An 18,409-nucleotide genomic window follows, 5' to 3' on the forward strand; every position below is an offset into this window, starting at 1 on the left:
ATTTACCGCAGAACTCAGTTACCGCTCGAGTTCAGCGCTTCGGTCAGTGCAGCTTCCACTTCACTGGCGCTTACGCGCAACGGTTTGTCTGCATCACGGCGACGCTTACGCTCGCTGTGATAAGCCAGACCGGTACCAGCCGGGATCAGACGACCCACGACCACGTTTTCTTTCAGGCCGCGCAGGTAGTCGCGCTTGCCGGTTACCGCCGCTTCGGTCAGTACACGGGTGGTTTCCTGGAAGGAAGCCGCCGAGATGAACGATTCGGTGGACAACGACGCCTTGGTGATACCCAGCAGAACGCGAGTGAACTTGGAGACAAACTTGTCCTCGCCGCTCAAACGCTCGTTCTCTACCAGAACGTGAGTCAATTCCATCTGGTCGCCCTTGATGAAACTGGAATCGCCGGATTCAGCGATTTCAACTTTACGCAGCATCTGACGCAGAATGGTCTCGATGTGCTTGTCGTTGATCTTCACGCCTTGCAGACGATAAACGTCCTGGATCTCGTTAACGATGTACTTGGCCAGCGCACTCACACCCAGCAGACGCAGGATGTCGTGTGGATCGCTCGGACCGTCGGAGATAACTTCGCCGCGGTTTACCTGTTCGCCTTCGAACACGTTCAGGTGACGCCACTTCGGAATCAGCTCTTCGTACGGATCGCTACCGTCGTTCGGGGTGATCACCAGACGGCGCTTGCCCTTGGTCTCTTTACCGAACGCGATGGTGCCGCTGACTTCAGCCAGAATCGAGGCTTCTTTCGGACGACGGGCTTCGAACAAGTCGGCAACACGCGGCAGACCACCGGTGATGTCACGGGTCTTCGAAGTTTCTTGCGGAATACGAGCGATAACATCACCGATCGCAATTTTCGCACCGTCCGCTACACCGACCAGGGCGTTGGCTGGCAGGAAGTACTGAGCGATAACATCAGTGCCTGGCAGCAACAGATCCTTGCCGTTGTCGTCGACCATCTTCACAGCAGGACGGATGTCCTTACCGGCAGCTGGACGGTCTTTGGCGTCGAGTACTTCAATGTTGGTCATACCGGTCAATTCGTCAGTCTGACGCTTGATCGTGATGCCTTCTTCCATGCCCACGTAGGTCACGGTACCTTTCATTTCGGTAACGATCGGGTGAGTGTGCGGATCCCACTTGGCCACGATTGCGCCAGCGTCGACCTTGTCACCTTCTTTAACCGAAATCACAGCACCGTACGGCAGCTTGTAACGCTCACGCTCACGACCGAAGTCATCAGCGATGGCCAGCTCACCGGAACGGGACACAGCAACCAGGTGACCATCCACTCGCTCAACGTGCTTCAGGTTATGCAGACGGACGGTACCGCCATTCTTCACCTGAACGCTGTCGGCTGCGGAGGTCCGGCTTGCCGCACCGCCGATGTGGAACGTACGCATCGTCAGCTGGGTACCCGGCTCACCGATGGACTGGGCAGCGATAACGCCGACCGCTTCACCGATGTTCACCTGGTGACCACGAGCCAGATCGCGGCCGTAGCACTTGGCGCAAATGCCGTAGCGGGTTTCGCAGCTGATCGGCGAACGCACGATCACTTCGTCGATGCTGTTCAGCTCGATGAACTCGACCCACTTCTCGTCTACCAGGGTGCCAGCAGGAACGATAACGTCCTCGGTACCTGGCTTGAATACGTCACGGGCGATAACACGACCCAATACGCGCTCACCCAGCGGCTCTACAACGTCGCCGCCTTCAATGTGCGGAGTCATCAGCAGGCCGTGCTCGGTGCCGCAATCGATCTCGGTTACAACCAGATCTTGTGCCACGTCTACCAGACGACGAGTCAGGTAACCGGAGTTAGCGGTTTTCAACGCGGTATCCGCCAGACCTTTACGAGCACCGTGAGTGGAGATGAAGTACTGAAGTACGCTCAAACCTTCACGGAAGTTCGCAGTAATCGGCGTTTCGATGATGGAGCCGTCCGGCTTGGCCATCAGGCCACGCATACCGGCGAGCTGACGGATCTGCGCAGCAGAACCCCGTGCGCCCGAGTCAGCCATCATGTACATCGAGTTGAAGGATTCCTGGTCGACTTCGACGCCATGACGGTCGATGACTTTCTCTTTCGAGAGGTTGGCCATCATCGCCTTGGAAACTTCGTCGTTCGCCTTGGACCAAAGGTCGATCACTTTGTTGTACTTCTCGCCCTGGGTTACCAGGCCGGAGGCGTACTGACTTTCGATCTCTTTCACTTCGTCGGTAGCAGTACCGATGATGCGGGCTTTTTCATCCGGGATAACGAAGTCGTTAACACCGATGGAAACGCCGGAAATGGTCGAATAGGCAAAACCGGTGTACATCAACTGGTCAGCGAAGATCACGGTCTCTTTCAGACCAACCACGCGGTAGCACTGGTTGATCAGTTTGGAGATCGCCTTTTTCTTCATCGGCAGGTTGACGACGTCGTACGACAGACCTTTCGGCACAACCTGGAACAACAGCGCACGGCCGACAGTAGTGTCGACGATACGGGTGTTGGTCACGCTGCCGCCATCACGGTCGTTGACGGTTTCGTTGATCCGCACTTTGACCTTGGCGTGCAGTGCGGCTTCGCCAGCACGGAACACACGGTCAACTTCTTGCAGATCCGCGAACACACGACCTTCGCCCTTGGCGTTGATCGCTTCACGCGTCATGTAGTACAGACCCAATACAACGTCCTGCGACGGAACGATGATTGGCTCACCGTTGGCTGGCGACAGAATGTTGTTGGTCGACATCATCAACGCACGCGCTTCGAGCTGGGCTTCCAGCGTCAGCGGTACGTGCACGGCCATTTGGTCGCCGTCGAAGTCGGCGTTGTACGCGGCGCAGACCAGCGGGTGCAGCTGAATAGCCTTACCTTCGATCAGTACCGGTTCAAACGCCTGGATACCCAGACGGTGAAGGGTCGGTGCACGGTTGAGGAGGACCGGGTGTTCGCGGATCACTTCAGCGAGAACGTCCCAAACTTCCGGCAGCTCGCGCTCGACCATCTTCTTGGCAGCTTTGATGGTGGTCGCGAGACCACGCATTTCGAGCTTGCCGAAAATGAACGGCTTGAACAGCTCGAGAGCCATTTTCTTCGGCAGACCGCACTGGTGCAGACGCAAGGTCGGACCTACGGTAATTACCGAACGACCGGAGTAGTCAACACGCTTACCGAGCAAGTTCTGACGGAAACGACCTTGCTTACCCTTGATCATGTCAGCCAGGGATTTCAGAGGACGCTTGTTGGAACCGGTGATAGCGCGGCCACGACGACCGTTGTCGAGCAGTGCGTCGACGGCTTCCTGCAACATACGCTTTTCGTTGCGCACGATGATGTCCGGAGCGGACAGATCCAGCAGGCGCTTCAAGCGGTTGTTACGGTTGATCACTCGACGATACAGGTCGTTGAGGTCGGAAGTCGCGAAACGACCGCCATCCAATGGGACCAGTGGACGCAGATCTGGCGGCAGAACCGGCAGAACGGTCAGCACCATCCACTCTGGGAGGTTGCCGGAACCCTGGAAGGCTTCCATCAACTTCAGACGCTTGGACAGCTTCTTGATCTTGGTTTCGGAGTTGGTTTGCGGAATCTCTTCACGCAGACGGCCAATCTCGTGTTCCAGGTCGATAGCGTGCAGCAGTTCGCGGACAGCTTCGGCACCCATGCGGGCATCGAAATCGTCGCCAAACTCTTCCAGCGCTTCGAAGTACTGCTCATCGTTCAGCAGCTGACCTTTTTCAAGGGTGGTCATGCCTGGATCGATAACGACGTAGCTCTCGAAGTAGAGAACGCGTTCGATATCACGCAGGGTCATGTCCATCAGCAAGCCGATACGGGACGGCAGCGATTTCAGGAACCAGATGTGGGCAACCGGCGAGGCCAGTTCGATGTGTGCCATGCGCTCACGACGAACTTTTGCCAGCGCGACTTCAACGCCGCACTTCTCGCAGATTACACCACGGTGCTTCAAGCGCTTGTACTTACCGCACAGGCACTCGTAATCTTTTACCGGGCCAAAGATTTTGGCGCAGAACAGGCCGTCACGTTCAGGTTTGAACGTACGGTAGTTGATGGTTTCCGGCTTTTTAACTTCACCGAACGACCACGAACGGATCATCTCAGGCGATGCCAATCCGATACGGATGGCGTCGAACTCTTCGACTTGACCCTGGTTTTTCAGCAAATTCAGTAGGTCTTTCAAGGCCTTTCCTCCTGGCGGAGCAGAGAGCGGGCAATCCTGCCCCGCTCTCGATTCGCGTCACGTGTTATTCGGTTTCCAGATCGATATCGATGCCGAGGGAACGAATTTCCTTGATCAACACGTTGAAGGACTCGGGCATGCCCGGCTCCATACGGTGATCGCCGTCCACGATGTTTTTGTACATCTTGGTCCGGCCGTTCACATCGTCCGACTTCACTGTGAGCATTTCTTGCAGAGTGTAAGCAGCACCGTATGCTTCCAGTGCCCAGACCTCCATCTCCCCGAAACGCTGACCACCGAACTGCGCCTTACCACCCAGCGGTTGCTGGGTAACCAGGCTGTACGAACCGGTAGAACGAGCGTGCATCTTGTCGTCTACCAAGTGGTTCAGCTTCAGCATGTACATGTAGCCAACGGTAACCGGGCGCTCGAACTTGTTGCCGGTACGGCCGTCAGTCAGCTGCATCTGGCCGCTTTCTGGCAGGTCAGCCAGTTTCAGCATGGCCTTGATTTCGCTTTCCTTGGCGCCGTCGAACACTGGAGTGGCCATTGGAACGCCGCCACGCAGGTTTTGAGCCAGATCCAGGATTTCCTGGTCCGAGAAGTCATCGAGGCTTTCCTGACGACCGCCGATCTCGTTATAGATCTCGTGCAGGAATTTACGCAGCTCGGCAACTTTGCGCTGCTCTTCAACCATACGGTTGATCTTCTCGCCCAGCCCTTTGGCCGCGAGGCCCAGGTGGGTTTCAAGGATCTGACCGACGTTCATACGCGAAGGTACGCCCAATGGGTTGAGGACTACGTCGACCGGGGTGCCATTGGCATCGTGCGGCATGTCTTCAACCGGCATGATCACGGAGACCACACCTTTGTTACCGTGACGACCGGCCATCTTGTCGCCCGGCTGGATGCGACGACGGATTGCCAGGTAAACCTTGACGATTTTCAGCACGCCTGGAGCCAGGTCATCGCCCTGCTGCAGTTTGCGCTTCTTGTCTTCGAACTTGTCGTCCAGCAGACGGCGACGATCAACGATGTAGGCCTGAGCCTTCTCGAGCTGCTCGTTCAGAGCATCTTCAGCCATGCGCAGTTTGAACCACTGGCCGTGCTCAAGACCGTCGAGCACTTCGTCGGTGATGTCCTGGCCTTTCTTCAGACCGGCACCACCTTCGGCTTTGTGGCCGACCAGGGCGGAGCGCAGACGTTCGAAAGTAGCGCCTTCAACGATGCGGAACTCTTCGTTCAGGTCCTTGCGGATCTCGTCCAGCTGGGACTTCTCGATCGACAGGGCACGAGCGTCACGCTCAACGCCGTCGCGGGTGAAGACCTGTACGTCGATGACAGTACCTTTGGTACCGGTAGGTACACGCAGGGAAGTGTCTTTAACGTCGCTGGCTTTTTCACCGAAGATCGCACGCAGCAGTTTTTCTTCCGGAGTCAGCTGAGTCTCGCCTTTCGGAGTGACCTTACCAACCAGGATGTCGCCTGCGCCAACTTCAGCACCTACGTAAACGATACCGGCTTCGTCCAGCTTGTTCAGTGCAGCTTCACCCACGTTCGGGATGTCCGCAGTGATTTCCTCTGGGCCAAGCTTGGTGTCACGCGCCACACAGGTCAGTTCCTGGATGTGGATCGTGGTGAAGCGGTCTTCCTGAACCACACGCTCGGACAGGCAGATGGAGTCTTCGAAGTTGAAGCCGTTCCATGCCATGAACGCGATGCGCATGTTCTGACCCAGCGCCAGTTCACCCATGTCGGTGGACGGGCCGTCGGCCATGATGTCGCTACGCTGAACCCGATCACCCTTACGCACCAGCGGACGCTGGTTGATGCAGGTGTTCTGGTTGGAGCGGGTGTATTTGGTCAGGTTGTAGATGTCGACACCGGCTTCACCGGTTTCAACTTCGTCATCGGCAACACGAACCACGATACGGCTGGCGTCGACGGAGTCGATCACGCCGCCACGACGAGCCACGACGCAAACGCCGGAGTCACGGGCTACGTTACGCTCCATGCCGGTACCTACCAGCGGCTTGTCAGCACGCAGGGTCGGTACAGCTTGACGCTGCATGTTCGAACCCATCAACGCACGGTTGGCGTCGTCGTGCTCGAGGAACGGAATCAGCGACGCAGCAACCGAAACTACCTGCTTCGGCGAAACGTCCATCAAGGTGACGTCTTCCGGCGCCTTGACGGTGAATTCGTTCAGGTGACGAACAGCTACCAGCTCGTCGATCAGGACTTTCTTGTCGTTCATCGTGGCCGAAGCCTGAGCGATCACGTGATCGGCTTCTTCGATGGCGGACAGGAACACGATCTCATCGGTGACCAGAGCGTCTTTCACCACGCGGTACGGGCTCTCGAGGAAACCGTACTGGTTGGTGCGCGCATAGGCGGCCAGGGAGTTGATCAGACCGATGTTCGGGCCTTCCGGCGTTTCAATCGGGCATACGCGACCGTAGTGAGTCGGGTGTACGTCACGAACTTCAAAGCCCGCGCGCTCACGAGTCAAACCGCCTGGGCCGAGTGCAGAAACACGACGCTTGTGGGTGATCTCGGACAGCGGGTTGTTCTGGTCCATGAACTGGGACAGCTGGCTGGAACCGAAGAACTCTTTCACCGCCGCAGCCACTGGCTTGGCGTTGATCAGGTCTTGCGGCATCAGGCCTTCGCTTTCAGCCATCGACAGACGCTCTTTGACCGCACGCTCAACACGTACCAGGCCAACGCGGAACTGGTTCTCGGCCATTTCGCCTACGCAGCGAACACGACGGTTACCCAGGTGGTCGATGTCATCGACGATGCCTTTACCGTTACGGATGTCGACCAGGGTCTTCAGTACCGCGACGATGTCTTCCTTGCACAGCACGCCCGAACCTTCGATCTCGGTACGACCGATACGACGGTTGAACTTCATCCGGCCGACCGCAGACAGGTCATAGCGCTCAGGGCTGAAGAACAGGTTGTTGAACAGGGTCTCGGCAGCGTCTTTGGTTGGCGGCTCGCCAGGACGCATCATGCGATAGATCTCGACCAGCGCTTCCAGTTGGTTGCTGGTGGAGTCGATCTTCAAGGTGTCGGAGACGAACGGACCGCAGTCGATATCGTTGGTGTACAGAGTTTCGATGCGAACAACGCCGGCCTTGGCAATTTTCGCCAGGATCTCGGTGTTCAGCTCGGTGTTGCACTCTGCCAGGATTTCGCCGGTTGCCGGATGCACGATGACCTTGGCGGTTGTGCGACCCAGGACGTAGTCCAGAGGCACATCCAGCTCTTTGATCCCGGCTTTTTCCAGCTGGTTGATGTGGCGAGCGGTGATACGACGACCTTGCTCGACAATAACCTTGCCTTTGTCATCCTGAATATCGAGGACAGCGATTTCACCGCGCAGGCGCTGAGGCACCAGCTCCAGGCTCAGGGTCTCGCCCTTCACGTGGAATACGTTGGTGGTATAGAACGCGTCCAGCACTTCTTCAGTGGTATAGCCCAGCGCGCGCAGCAGTACCGAGGCAGGCAGCTTGCGACGACGGTCGATACGCACGAATACGCAGTCTTTCGGGTCGAACTCGAAGTCCAGCCACGAACCGCGGTAAGGAATGATGCGCGCGGAGTACAGCAGTTTGCCGGAGCTGTGCGTCTTGCCACGGTCGTGGTCGAAGAACACGCCCGGGGAACGGTGCAGCTGGGAAACGATTACACGCTCGGTACCGTTGATTACGAAGGTACCGTTTTCAGTCATCAGGGGGATTTCACCCATGTAGACTTCTTGCTCTTTGATGTCCTTGATCGCTTTGTTCGACGATTCTTTGTCGAAAATGATCAGGCGCACTTTTACCCGCAAAGGTACGGCGTAAGTTACACCGCGCAATACGCATTCTTTGACATCAAATGCCGGTTCGCCCAGACGATATCCGACGTACTCCAGCGCAGCATTGCCGGAGTAGCTGATGATCGGGAAAACGGATTTGAAGGCCGCATGCAGGCCCACGTCGCGGAACTGATCTTTAGTCGCTCCCGCTTGCAAGAATTCACGATACGAATCCAGCTGGATGGCCAGGAGGTACGGCACATCCATGACGTCCGGCAACTTGCTAAAGTCCTTGCGGATACGTTTTTTCTCAGTATATGAGTAAGCCATCAGCGTTCCCCAGCTTGGTCACCTGCTTGTTTGGCCCCTCCCGACGGGAGCAGCCAGAAAATCGTGCAAACCCCATGGTTTGCGCCACCGCATCGGGTGGTTACAGCACGTTATCAGCACCGACCCAGTCGGCTGCCAATAACGGAAAAAGGCCGGTGGCAAGAGCCACCAGCCATCAGCCTGTCGCTTAACGCTCGGGCTGGAGGAGCAAAGTCGATGCTTACTTCAGCTCGACTTTAGCGCCTGCTTCTTCCAGAGCTGCTTTGGCTTTGTCAGCTGCGTCTTTGGCAACAGCTTCCAGAACCATGGCAGGTGCGCCGTCAACTACAGCCTTGGCTTCTTTCAAGCCCAGACCGGTCAGTTCACGTACAGCCTTGATCACGTTAACTTTCTTCTCGCCAGCTTCGGTCAGCATGACGTTGAATTCGGTTTGCTCTTCAGCAACGGCAGCAGCAACAGCTGGACCAGCCGATGCAGCAGCAGCGGTAACACCGAATTTTTCTTCGAAAGCTTTGATCAGCTCAACAACTTCCATTACGGACATGTTGCCAACTGCTTCAAGGATATCGTTCTGAGAGATAGACATGAATCTAATTCCTGATATTGGGGACGGCCTACGCGACCATCGAAAAAAACAAAAAACGCGAGAAGTTGACGAGCCTTAGGCTGCAGCAGCTTCTTTCTGGTCGCGAATTGCCGCCAGAGTACGAGCCAATTTGCTGGTAGCGCCTTGAATCACGCTCATCAGCTGAGAAATTGCTTCGTCACGGGTCGGCAGAGTTGCCAGTACGTCGATTTGGTTAGCTGCGAGGAACTTGCCCTCGAACGCAGCTGCCTTGATCTCGAACTTGTCCTGACCCTTTGCGAATTCCTTGAAGATCCGGGCAGCAGCGCCTGGATGTTCCTTGGAGAACGCAATCAGGGTAGGGCCAGTGAACACGTCGTTGAGGACACTGAATTCAGTGTCAGCAACAGCGCGCTTGAGCAGGGTGTTACGTACAACACGTACGTAAACGCCAGCTTCACGAGCCTCTTTACGGAGTCCGGTCATCGCGCCTACTGTTACGCCACGGGCATCAGCCACGACAGCGGACAGAGCGACTTTGGCAGCCTCGTTGACTTCAGCGACGATGGCCTTCTTGTCTTCGAGTTTAATTGCCACGGGTTTAACTCCTGCTTGTTACCGTTTCATCTGGTCGAAACCGGATGTCGTTTTGGTGTCTGATTCGGTAAGGAACCGGGAGCACCATCTGCGTAGGCTTGAGGTTTAAGACTTGCGTCGCCTACGGTCTTGGATAGCCCCCGCCAGGCAGGGACCCCAATTTTTCAATTGGCGCAATCGCTTGCGCCAATCTGTGTCTTACGCGTCGAGCGAGCTTTGGTCGATGACCAGACCTGGGCCCATAGTGGTGCTCAGGGTAACGCGCTTGACGTAAATGCCTTTCGAGGAAGCTGGCTTGATACGCTTCAGATCAGCGATCAGGGCTTCAACGTTTTCCTTCAGCTTGACGGCGTCGAAGCCGATCTTGCCAACGGAAGTGTGGATGATGCCGTTTTTGTCGGTGCGATAACGAACCTGACCAGCTTTGGCGTTTTTAACCGCGGTAGCTACGTCTGGAGTTACGGTGCCGACTTTAGGGTTAGGCATCAGGCCACGTGGACCGAGGATCTGACCCAACTGACCCACAACGCGCATTGCATCCGGGGATGCAATCACTACGTCATAGTTCAGGTCGCCGCCTTTCATTTCGGCAGCCAGGTCATCCATACCTACGCGGTCAGCGCCGGCAGCCAGAGCGGCTTCAGCAGCTGGACCCTGGGTGAACACGGCAACGCGAACAGTCTTGCCAGTGCCGTGTGGCAGCACGGTAGCGCTACGAACGACCTGGTCGGATTTACGCGGGTCAACACCCAGGTTTACAGCTACGTCGAACGACTCGCTGAACTTGACAGTCGACAGCTCGGCCAGCAAAGCAGCGGCGTCTACAAAGTTGTAGGCCTTGCCTGCTTCGATTTTGCCGGCGATAGCCTTTTGACGCTTGGTCAGCTTAGCCATTACACACCCTCCACGTTAAGGCCCATGCTACGAGCAGAACCGGCGATAGTACGCACGGCTGCTTCCATATCAGCTGCAGTCAGATCCGCGTTTTTGGTTTTCGCGATTTCTTCCAGCTGAGCACGAGTCACGGTGCCAACCTTAACGGTGTTCGGACGAGCGGAACCGCTGGTCAGACCGGCCGCCTTCTTCAGCAGAACCGAAGCAGGGGTGGATTTGGTTTCGAAAGTGAAGCTACGGTCGCTGTAGACAGTGATGATCACTGGAGTCGGCAGACCTGGCTCAAGACCCTGAGTACGGGCGTTGAAAGCCTTGCAGAATTCCATGATGTTCACGCCGTGCTGACCCAGAGCAGGACCAACAGGTGGGCTTGGGTTAGCCTGAGCGGCCTTCACTTGCAGCTTGATGTAAGCGGTAATCTTCTTGGCCATGAGGCACTCCAATTACGGGTTCAAACGCCTCGAAAGGCTCCCCGGTTACTTGCGCGTTTATCCCAGTGACGACAAAACCCCACAGCCTATGGCTGCGGGGTTGGGATGCTTGCTCAGCTAGACCTTTTCGACCTGACTGAACTCCAACTCTACCGGAGTAGAGCGACCGAAAATGAGCACAGCCACTTGGATCCGGCTCTTTTCGTAGTTAACTTCTTCGACAACACCGTTAAAGTCAGCGAACGGACCGTCATTGACGCGCACCGTCTCACCCGGCTCAAACAGAGTCTTCGGCTTCGGCTTATCGCTACCATCGGCGACGCGACGCAGAATTGCTTCCGCTTCTTTATCAGTGATCGGCGCAGGTTTATCGGCAGTTCCACCGATGAACCCCATCACTCGAGGAGTATCCTTGACCAAGTGCCAAGTACCCTCGTTCATATCCATCTGAACCAGCACATAACCCGGGAAGAATTTGCGCTCGCTCTTGCGCTTCTGGCCATTACGCATTTCAACCACTTCTTCAGTGGGAACCAGAATCTCGCCGAAGCCATCTTCCATGCCAGCCAGCTTTACGCGCTCAATCAACGAGCGCATGACATGCTTCTCGTAACCGGAGTAAGCATGCACTACATACCAACGCTTAGCCACGGGACACCCTTAGCCGACGATCAAGGAAACAAGCCAGCCGAGCAGGGAATCAAGCCCCCACAACAGCAACGCCATAACCAGGACAACAGCCACAACGATCAACGTGGTCTGCGTGGTTTCTTGGCGAGTTGGCCATACGACTTTACGAATTTCTGTGCGCGCTTCCTTAACCAGTACAAAGAAAGACTTGCCCTTAACTGTCTGCAGGCCTACAAAGGCAGCTACAGCAGCAATCACAAGCAAAGCGAGCACGCGGTACAGGATCGGCGAAGCAGAGTAATACTGATTGCCAACAACGCCAACAACCACCAAAGCAACTACTACTAGCCACTTGAGCAGATCGAAGCGAGAGCCTTGAGCTTCAGCTTTAGGAGTCATCTATGAAGATCCTGTGAAAAGAAAGCCAGACACACCTAGTGAATCTGGCAGGTCAGGAGGGAATCGAACCCCCAACCTACGGTTTTGGAGACCGTCGCTCTGCCAATTGAGCTACTGACCTAAAACAAAATCAGGCCGACCATTATGCAGACCTGAAAAAGACTTTACAACCACTTGCTAGACAACCCGACTAAACACCAACATCTACGAGGGCAGTCGCCCTCAAACCGCGATGAGGCGCAGCCGTAGCCGCCTAAAACAAAGGCAGATATTTTCATATCTGCCTTTTGTATGGAGCTCTTGAGCGGATTTGAACCGCTGACCTCACCCTTACCAAGGGTGTGCTCTACCAACTGAGCTACAAGAGCGTAACGCCGTGCAAAACCTGTAAACTTGGAGCGGGTAGCGGGAATCGAACCCGCATCATCAGCTTGGAAGGCTGAGGTTCTACCACTAAACTATACCCGCGAGGCTTACAGCTCTCGCTAAAAATGGTGGAGGGGGAAGGATTCGAACCTTCGAAGTCGTAGACGTCAGATTTACAGTCTGATCCCTTTGGCCGCTCGGGAACCCCTCCTAAGCGAGCCGGCATTCTATATCATGCCAGCCTTCTGTCAAGCATTTTCTCATTAAAAACCTGAGGTTAGCTGCGTTGACCTCGCTTCACACCGTTTACCGTTTTAGGTCTTCACTGTGGAGCGGGCGCCATTCTATGCAAACTATTCGGCGGGTGCAACCCCCTCGCAAGGCATTATTTTATGTTTTAACTCATTGAATTCTCTAGAAAGGTTTAACAGCTGCAAGTCATCAAGCCAGCGCCGGCTTTCGGGAGCCACCCGCACCCAGTAAGCAGCGGATTCGGAGCTACCTTTGGGTAGCGCCTGAAACTTGACATCCATACCACTCAGCCGGCGCTCAAGCCCCTGAGCAACATCCTGGCGAGTAAAGCCCCCCAGATAAAGACAACCCGCATCTGCCTGGGCAGCTTTTGCCTTATCTCTTGCCGAGTCCGTTGCCTCACTTAGCAGACGAATGTCCTGCTGGGACCCCCGATACAAACTCAAGGGCGTTACATCCTTCGCGCGCAGAGGAGCCTCCTGTTGATGCCAGATGTAATAGAACACATTGAGAACAAGCAGCAGCAGAAACAACCAACGCATAAAGACCTCAGGACAAAGGGCACGCCATAGCCAAGCCGACAAACACCAGATCCGGTACCACTCTGGCCTCAGGTATGATTTCTGTGACCTGAGCCGCATCCCCCCCCGTCAGAAACACCGTGAAATCCTTACCCCAATAGCTACGCGCCAACTCAAGCTGAGTCAGCACAAAGCCCCGAAGCATCAGCAGACAGCCGCGCTCGACCGCCTCAACAGTCGTACGGCCCGGAATGAGCTTTTCCAAAGCACGCTCAGCAGCAACGTCGCCATAACGAATCTTGCGAGTGTGAGTACGAAGCTGATTACGCATCAACGGCATCCCCGGACATATGAATCCGCCAAGATGCTCCCCATCCGCAGCAACGAAGTCAGCAGTGACTGCTGTACCGAAATCCAGCACCAGGCACGCGCCGGCCGCCAAATGAAACCCTCCGAGCAAGGCGAGCCATCGATCCAGCCCTAGCCGCTCGAACTCCTCATAGCCGTTACGGACACCGGACATCTCACGCGCCGGAGATGCACAGACCACGGACACCTCGAACACCTCCTGCAACAGCAGGATCAATGCATTGGTTTCATCTGCTGTCCTGACACTGACCAGCCGGCAATACTTGAGAGCAAGGCCCACGAGCCCTTTCAGGCCCTCGAGCAGTGCGAGGTCCGAATCGACAACCCCCTCACCCACCACTAGTCGGCCATCCGCATCAAGCACACGCCATTTGATAAAACTGTTTCCGCAGTCGAGCTCAAGAATCATTACGCAACCTCAGACTCAGCTCACCACCACTGAAGGCTTTCTCCACACCATCCACCTTCAAGCGCAACGCGCCCTGCCCATCAATACCCAGCACTTCGCCATCTATTTGGTTAACACCAGCAATCAACGACACTGCGCGCCCCTGCCACAGATGATTTTGCTCCCACTCGGCCCGAACAGCTGAAAAACCGCCAATCTGATGTCGGGCCAAGTACTTCTGCAGCATCAGCCCAAGCTCTGCAGCCAGGTGATTGCGATCAAACACCCTGCCCGACTCGAGACGCATGGACGTCCATTGTTGATCGACCTCATCGGCCATTTGCATATTTACATTAATACCGATACCCAGCACCACGTGGCAAACGTCGGCAGGATCCCCCACCAACTCCAGCAGTATTCCGGCAATCTTCTTCTGACCGACCAGGACATCATTGGGCCATTTCAATCCCACCCCTGGAACACCAAGCTCGCGCAGGACCTGCATGACGGCGAGCCCGACTACAAGACTTAACCCTTCCAATTGCCGCATTCCACCTTCAATACGCAGCACCAGGCTGTAATAGATGTTTTCTGCGAAAGGACTTACCCACTTCCGCCCTCGCCGCCCGCGACCGGCAGTCTGCCGCTCAGCAAGCACTACAAAAGGCGCAGCCTGATGCCGCTCGATGGCACGCAGAGCTTCAGCATTTGTGGAGTCAATCGAATGGAAGACCAGGACAGGCCAGTCACAAGATGGTGCCAATCGCCCAATCTCCAGCGGATCAAGCAGCGTCAGCGGCGCAGCCAGCTGATAACCACGTCCTCGAACCTTATGAATGGACAACCCCAGCTCAGCCTCTAACTGCTGAAGCTGCTTCCATACAGCACTGCGACTAACCCCCAGGGCAGCGCCCAGTGCCTGCCCTGAATGGAATCGGCCATCTTTAAGAAGCTTTAACAACGTCAGCATGCAAGTCTCGCCTCACAATGAGGCCCGCATGATAGCCACGCCCCGAGCAGTTGCATAGAAACCTGGCGAAGCAGATTTTCCAGCGGACAAAACAAAACCCCTACCTGCATACGCAGATAGGGGTTTCGGAATTTAATCTTGACGATGACCTACTCTCACATGGGGAAACCCCACACTACCATCGGCGATGCATCGTTTCACTGCTGAGTTCGGGATGGGATCAGGTGGTTCCAATGCTCTATGGTCGTCAAGAAATTCGGGTACCGAATCGTGGCCAGCGGGCCGCGCTTCAGCAAATTGGGCAGGTGATAGAATTCGGTGTTTTGCGAGCGTCGAACTTTCGGTTCGTTTCGTCTTCACACACCGCAATCTGGTCTCTTTCGAGTTCGCAAATTGCTTGGGTGTTATATGGTCAAGCCTCACGGGCAATTAGTATTGGTTAGCTCAACGCCTCACAGCGCTTACACACCCAACCTATCAACGTCGTAGTCTTCGACGGCCCTTCAGGGAACTCAAGGTTCCAGTGAGATCTCATCTTGAGGCTAGTTTCCCGCTTAGATGCTTTCAGCGGTTATCTATTCCGAACATAGCTACCCGGCAATGCCACTGGCGTGACAACCGGAACACCAGAGGTTCGTCCACTCCGGTCCTCTCGTACTAGGAGCAGCCCCTCTCAAATCTCAAACGTCCACGGCAGATAGGGACCGAACTGTCTCACGACGTTCTAAACCCAGCTCGCGTACCACTTTAAATGGCGAACAGCCATACCCTTGGGACCGGCTTCAGCCCCAGGATGTGATGAGCCGACATCGAGGTGCCAAACACCGCCGTCGATATGAACTCTTGGGCGGTATCAGCCTGTTATCCCCGGAGTACCTTTTATCCGTTGAGCGATGGCCCTTCCATACAGAACCACCGGATCACTAAGACCTACTTTCGTACCTGCTCGACGTGTCTGTCTCGCAGTCAAGCGCGCTTTTGCCTTTATACTCTACGACCGATTTCCGACCGGTCTGAGCGCACCTTCGTACTCCTCCGTTACTCTTTAGGAGGAGACCGCCCCAGTCAAACTACCCACCATACACTGTCCTCGATCCGGATAACGGACCTGAGTTAGAACCTCAAAGTTGCCAGGGTGGTATTTCAAGGATGGCTCCACGCGAACTGGCGTCCACGCTTCAAAGCCTCCCACCTATCCTACACAAGCAAATTCAAAGTCCAGTGCAAAGCTATAGTAAAGGTTCACGGGGTCTTTCCGTCTAGCCGCGGATACACTGCATCTTCACAGCGATTTCAATTTCACTGAGTCTCGGGTGGAGACAGCGCCGCCATCGTTACGCCATTCGTGCAGGTCGGAACTTACCCGACAAGGAATTTCGCTACCTTAGGACCGTTATAGTTACGGCCGCCGTTTACCGGGGCTTCGATCAAGAGCTTCGCGTTAGCTAACCCCATCAATTAACCTTCCGGCACCGGGCAGGCGTCACACCCTATACGTCCACTTTCGTGTTTGCAGAGTGCTGTGTTTTTAATAAACAGTCGCAGCGGCCTGGTATCTTCGACCGGCGTGGGCTTACGCAGCAAGTGCTTCACCCTCACCGGCGCACCTTCTCCCGAAGTTACGGTGCCATTTTGCCTAGTTCCTTCACCCGAGTTCTCTCAAGCGCCTTGGTATTCTCTACCCAACCACCTGTGTCGGTTTGGGGTACGGTTCCTGGTTATCTGAAGCTTAGAAGCTTTTCTTGGAAGCATGGCATCAACCACTTCGTCACCCAAAGGGTAACTCGTCATCAGCTCTCGGCCTTGGAATCCCGGATTTACCTAAGATTCCAGCCTACCACCTTAAACTTGGACAACCAACGCCAAGCTGGCCTAGCCTTCTCCGTCCCTCCATCGCAATAACCAGAAGTACAGGAATATTAACCTGTTTTCCATCGACTACGCTTTTCAGCCTCGCCTTAGGGACCGACTAACCCTGCGTCGATTAACGTTGCGCAGGAAACCTTGGTCTTTCGGCGTGGGTGTTTTTCACACCCATTGTCGTTACTCATGTCAGCATTCGCACTTCTGATACCTCCAGCAAGCTTCTCAACTCACCTTCACAGGCTTACAGAACGCTCCTCTACCGCATCACTTACGTGATACCCGTAGCTTCGGTGTATGGTTTGAGCCCCGTTACATCTTCCGCGCAGGCCGACTCGACTAGTGAGCTATTACGCTTTCTTTAAAGGGTGGCTGCTTCTAAGCCAACCTCCTAGCTGTCTAAGCCTTCCCACATCGTTTCCCACTTAACCATAACTTTGGGACCTTAGCTGACGGTCTGGGTTGTTTCCCTTTTCACGACGGACGTTAGCACCCGCCGTGTGTCTCCCATGCTCGGCACTTGTAGGTATTCGGAGTTTGCATCGGTTTGGTAAGTCGGGATGACCCCCTAGCCGAAACAGTGCTCTACCCCCTACAGTGATACATGAGGCGCTACCTAAATAGCTTTCGAGGAGAACCAGCTATCTCCGAGCTTGATTAGCCTTTCACTCCGATCCACAGGTCATCCGCTAACTTTTCAACGGTAGTCGGTTCGGTCCTCCAGTCAGTGTTACCTAACCTTCAACCTGCCCATGGATAGATCGCCCGGTTTCGGGTCTATTCCCAGCGACTAGACGCCCTATTAAGACTCGCTTTCGCTACGCCTCCCCTATTCGGTTAAGCTCGCCACTGAAAATAAGTCGCTGACCCATTATACAAAAGGTACGCAGTCACCCAACAAAGTGGGCTCCCACTGCTTGTACGCATACGGTTTCAGGATCTATTTCACTCCCCTCTCCGGGGTTCTTTTCGCCTTTCCCTCACGGTACTAGTTCACTATCGGTCAGTCAGTAGTATTTAGCCTTGGAGGATGGTCCCCCCATATTCAGACAAAGTTTCTCGTGCTCCGTCCTACTCGATTTCATGACTAAGAGATTTTCGCGTACAGGGCTATCACCCACTATGGCCGCACTTTCCAGAGCGTTCCGCTAATCTCAAAGCCACTTAAGGGCTGGTCCCCGTTCGCTCGCCACTACTAAGGGAATCTCGGTTGATTTCTTTTCCTCAGGGTACTTAGATGTTTCAGTTCCCCTGGTTCGCCTCTTAAGCCTATGTATTCAGCTTAAGATAACCATCTTATGATGGCTGGGTTCCCCCATTCAGACATCTCCGGATCAAAGTCTGTTTGCCGACTCCCCGAAGCTTTTCGCAGGCTACCACGTCTTTCATCGCCTCTGACTGCCAAGGCATCCACCGTATGCGCTTCTTCACTTGACCATATAACCCCAAGCAATCTGGTTATACTGTGAAGACGACATTCGCCGAAAATTCGAATTTCTCAATTAAGAGAACTCACAAATTTTACCTTAGCCTGATCCGTTACCAGTGAAAGTAACGTTCAGTCTATCTTTCTATCACATACCCAAATTTTTAAAGAACGAACTAGTCAAAGACTAGAAATCAACATTCAGCACCACCAACCGGCGATGGAATGCTCATTTCTAAGCTTTACTTCAGAAGCAGTAGTGGTGGAGCCAAACGGGATCGAACCGTTGACCTCCTGCGTGCAAGGCAGGCGCTCTCCCAGCTGAGCTATGGCCCCGTATTTCTACAGGCGTTTCCCACACAAAATTGGTGGGTCTGGGCAGATTC

At 54.9% G+C, this 18,409-nt stretch carries 11 protein-coding genes, 6 tRNA genes and 2 rRNA genes (1 of these 19 running past the window's edge); all 19 read right to left on the reverse strand.

All coding sequences use genetic code 11. The features are described from left to right. Positions 1–14: 14 nt before the first annotated feature. Positions 15–4,214: a DNA-directed RNA polymerase subunit beta' gene (gene rpoC / locus LAB08_RS27400; RefSeq protein ID WP_096514757.1), complete on the reverse strand. Its 4,200-nt coding sequence runs from the start codon at positions 4,212–4,214 to the stop codon at positions 15–17. Between the two features lie 64 nt (positions 4,215–4,278). Further along, positions 4,279–8,352, reverse strand: a complete 4,074-nt coding sequence (gene rpoB, locus LAB08_RS27405; RefSeq protein WP_008018199.1) for a DNA-directed RNA polymerase subunit beta — start codon at positions 8,350–8,352, stop codon at positions 4,279–4,281. A 220-nt stretch (positions 8,353–8,572) separates the two neighbouring features. After that, positions 8,573–8,938 (reverse strand): 50S ribosomal protein L7/L12, encoded by a 366-nt coding sequence (gene rplL / locus LAB08_RS27410; protein WP_007970414.1) that lies wholly within the window; start codon positions 8,936–8,938, stop codon positions 8,573–8,575. A 75-nt stretch (positions 8,939–9,013) separates the two neighbouring features. After that, positions 9,014–9,514 (reverse strand): 50S ribosomal protein L10, encoded by a 501-nt coding sequence (rplJ, locus tag LAB08_RS27415; protein WP_007970413.1) that lies wholly within the window; start codon positions 9,512–9,514, stop codon positions 9,014–9,016. Between the two features lie 198 nt (positions 9,515–9,712). Further along, complete coding sequence (gene rplA / locus LAB08_RS27420; RefSeq protein WP_003186095.1) at positions 9,713–10,408, reverse strand: 50S ribosomal protein L1; 696 nt, start codon at positions 10,406–10,408, stop codon at positions 9,713–9,715. Continuing rightward, positions 10,408–10,839: a 50S ribosomal protein L11 gene (gene rplK, locus LAB08_RS27425; protein WP_007933726.1), complete on the reverse strand. Its 432-nt coding sequence runs from the start codon at positions 10,837–10,839 to the stop codon at positions 10,408–10,410. Before rplK ends, rplA begins: the two co-directional genes overlap by 1 nt. A 117-nt stretch (positions 10,840–10,956) precedes the next feature. Continuing rightward, complete coding sequence (nusG, locus tag LAB08_RS27430; RefSeq protein ID WP_007957598.1) at positions 10,957–11,490, reverse strand: transcription termination/antitermination protein NusG; 534 nt, start codon at positions 11,488–11,490, stop codon at positions 10,957–10,959. A 9-nt stretch (positions 11,491–11,499) separates the two neighbouring features. Further along, entirely contained in the window at positions 11,500–11,868 is a 369-nt protein-coding gene (gene secE, locus LAB08_RS27435) for a preprotein translocase subunit SecE (RefSeq protein ID WP_007896620.1), read from the reverse strand. A 45-nt stretch (positions 11,869–11,913) separates the two neighbouring features. Next, positions 11,914–11,989, reverse strand: a tRNA-Trp gene (locus LAB08_RS27440). Positions 11,990–12,160: 171 nt separating this feature from the next. Beyond that, a tRNA-Thr gene (locus LAB08_RS27445) sits at positions 12,161–12,236 on the reverse strand. Between the two features lie 26 nt (positions 12,237–12,262). Continuing rightward, a tRNA-Gly gene (locus LAB08_RS27450) sits at positions 12,263–12,336 on the reverse strand. A 24-nt stretch (positions 12,337–12,360) separates the two neighbouring features. Then, positions 12,361–12,445: transfer RNA gene (locus LAB08_RS27455), tRNA-Tyr, on the reverse strand. A 142-nt stretch (positions 12,446–12,587) separates the two neighbouring features. Then, a complete protein-coding gene (locus LAB08_RS27460) occupies positions 12,588–13,028 on the reverse strand; it encodes a hypothetical protein (RefSeq protein ID WP_096514755.1) in 441 nt (146 codons plus the stop codon). 7 nt (positions 13,029–13,035) lie between these two features. After that, positions 13,036–13,785: a pantothenate kinase gene (locus tag LAB08_RS27465; RefSeq protein ID WP_096514753.1), complete on the reverse strand. Its 750-nt coding sequence runs from the start codon at positions 13,783–13,785 to the stop codon at positions 13,036–13,038. Then, positions 13,775–14,734: a bifunctional biotin--[acetyl-CoA-carboxylase] ligase/biotin operon repressor BirA gene (gene birA / locus LAB08_RS27470; protein ID WP_096514751.1), complete on the reverse strand. Its 960-nt coding sequence runs from the start codon at positions 14,732–14,734 to the stop codon at positions 13,775–13,777. The genes LAB08_RS27465 and birA overlap by 11 nt, the downstream gene beginning before the upstream one ends. 136 nt (positions 14,735–14,870) lie before the next feature. Beyond that, positions 14,871–14,986 (reverse strand): 5S ribosomal RNA (gene rrf, locus LAB08_RS27475). 156 nt (positions 14,987–15,142) lie between these two features. Continuing rightward, positions 15,143–18,034, reverse strand: a 23S ribosomal RNA gene (locus tag LAB08_RS27480). Between the two features lie 249 nt (positions 18,035–18,283). Then, positions 18,284–18,359 (reverse strand) — tRNA-Ala (locus LAB08_RS27485). A 30-nt stretch (positions 18,360–18,389) separates the two neighbouring features. Then, positions 18,390–18,409, reverse strand: a tRNA-Ile gene (locus tag LAB08_RS27490); it runs 57 nt beyond the window's last position.

Origin of the sequence: Pseudomonas izuensis, from assembly GCF_002356535.2 — a bacterium.
GTDB lineage: Bacteria > Pseudomonadota > Gammaproteobacteria > Pseudomonadales > Pseudomonadaceae > Aquipseudomonas > Aquipseudomonas izuensis.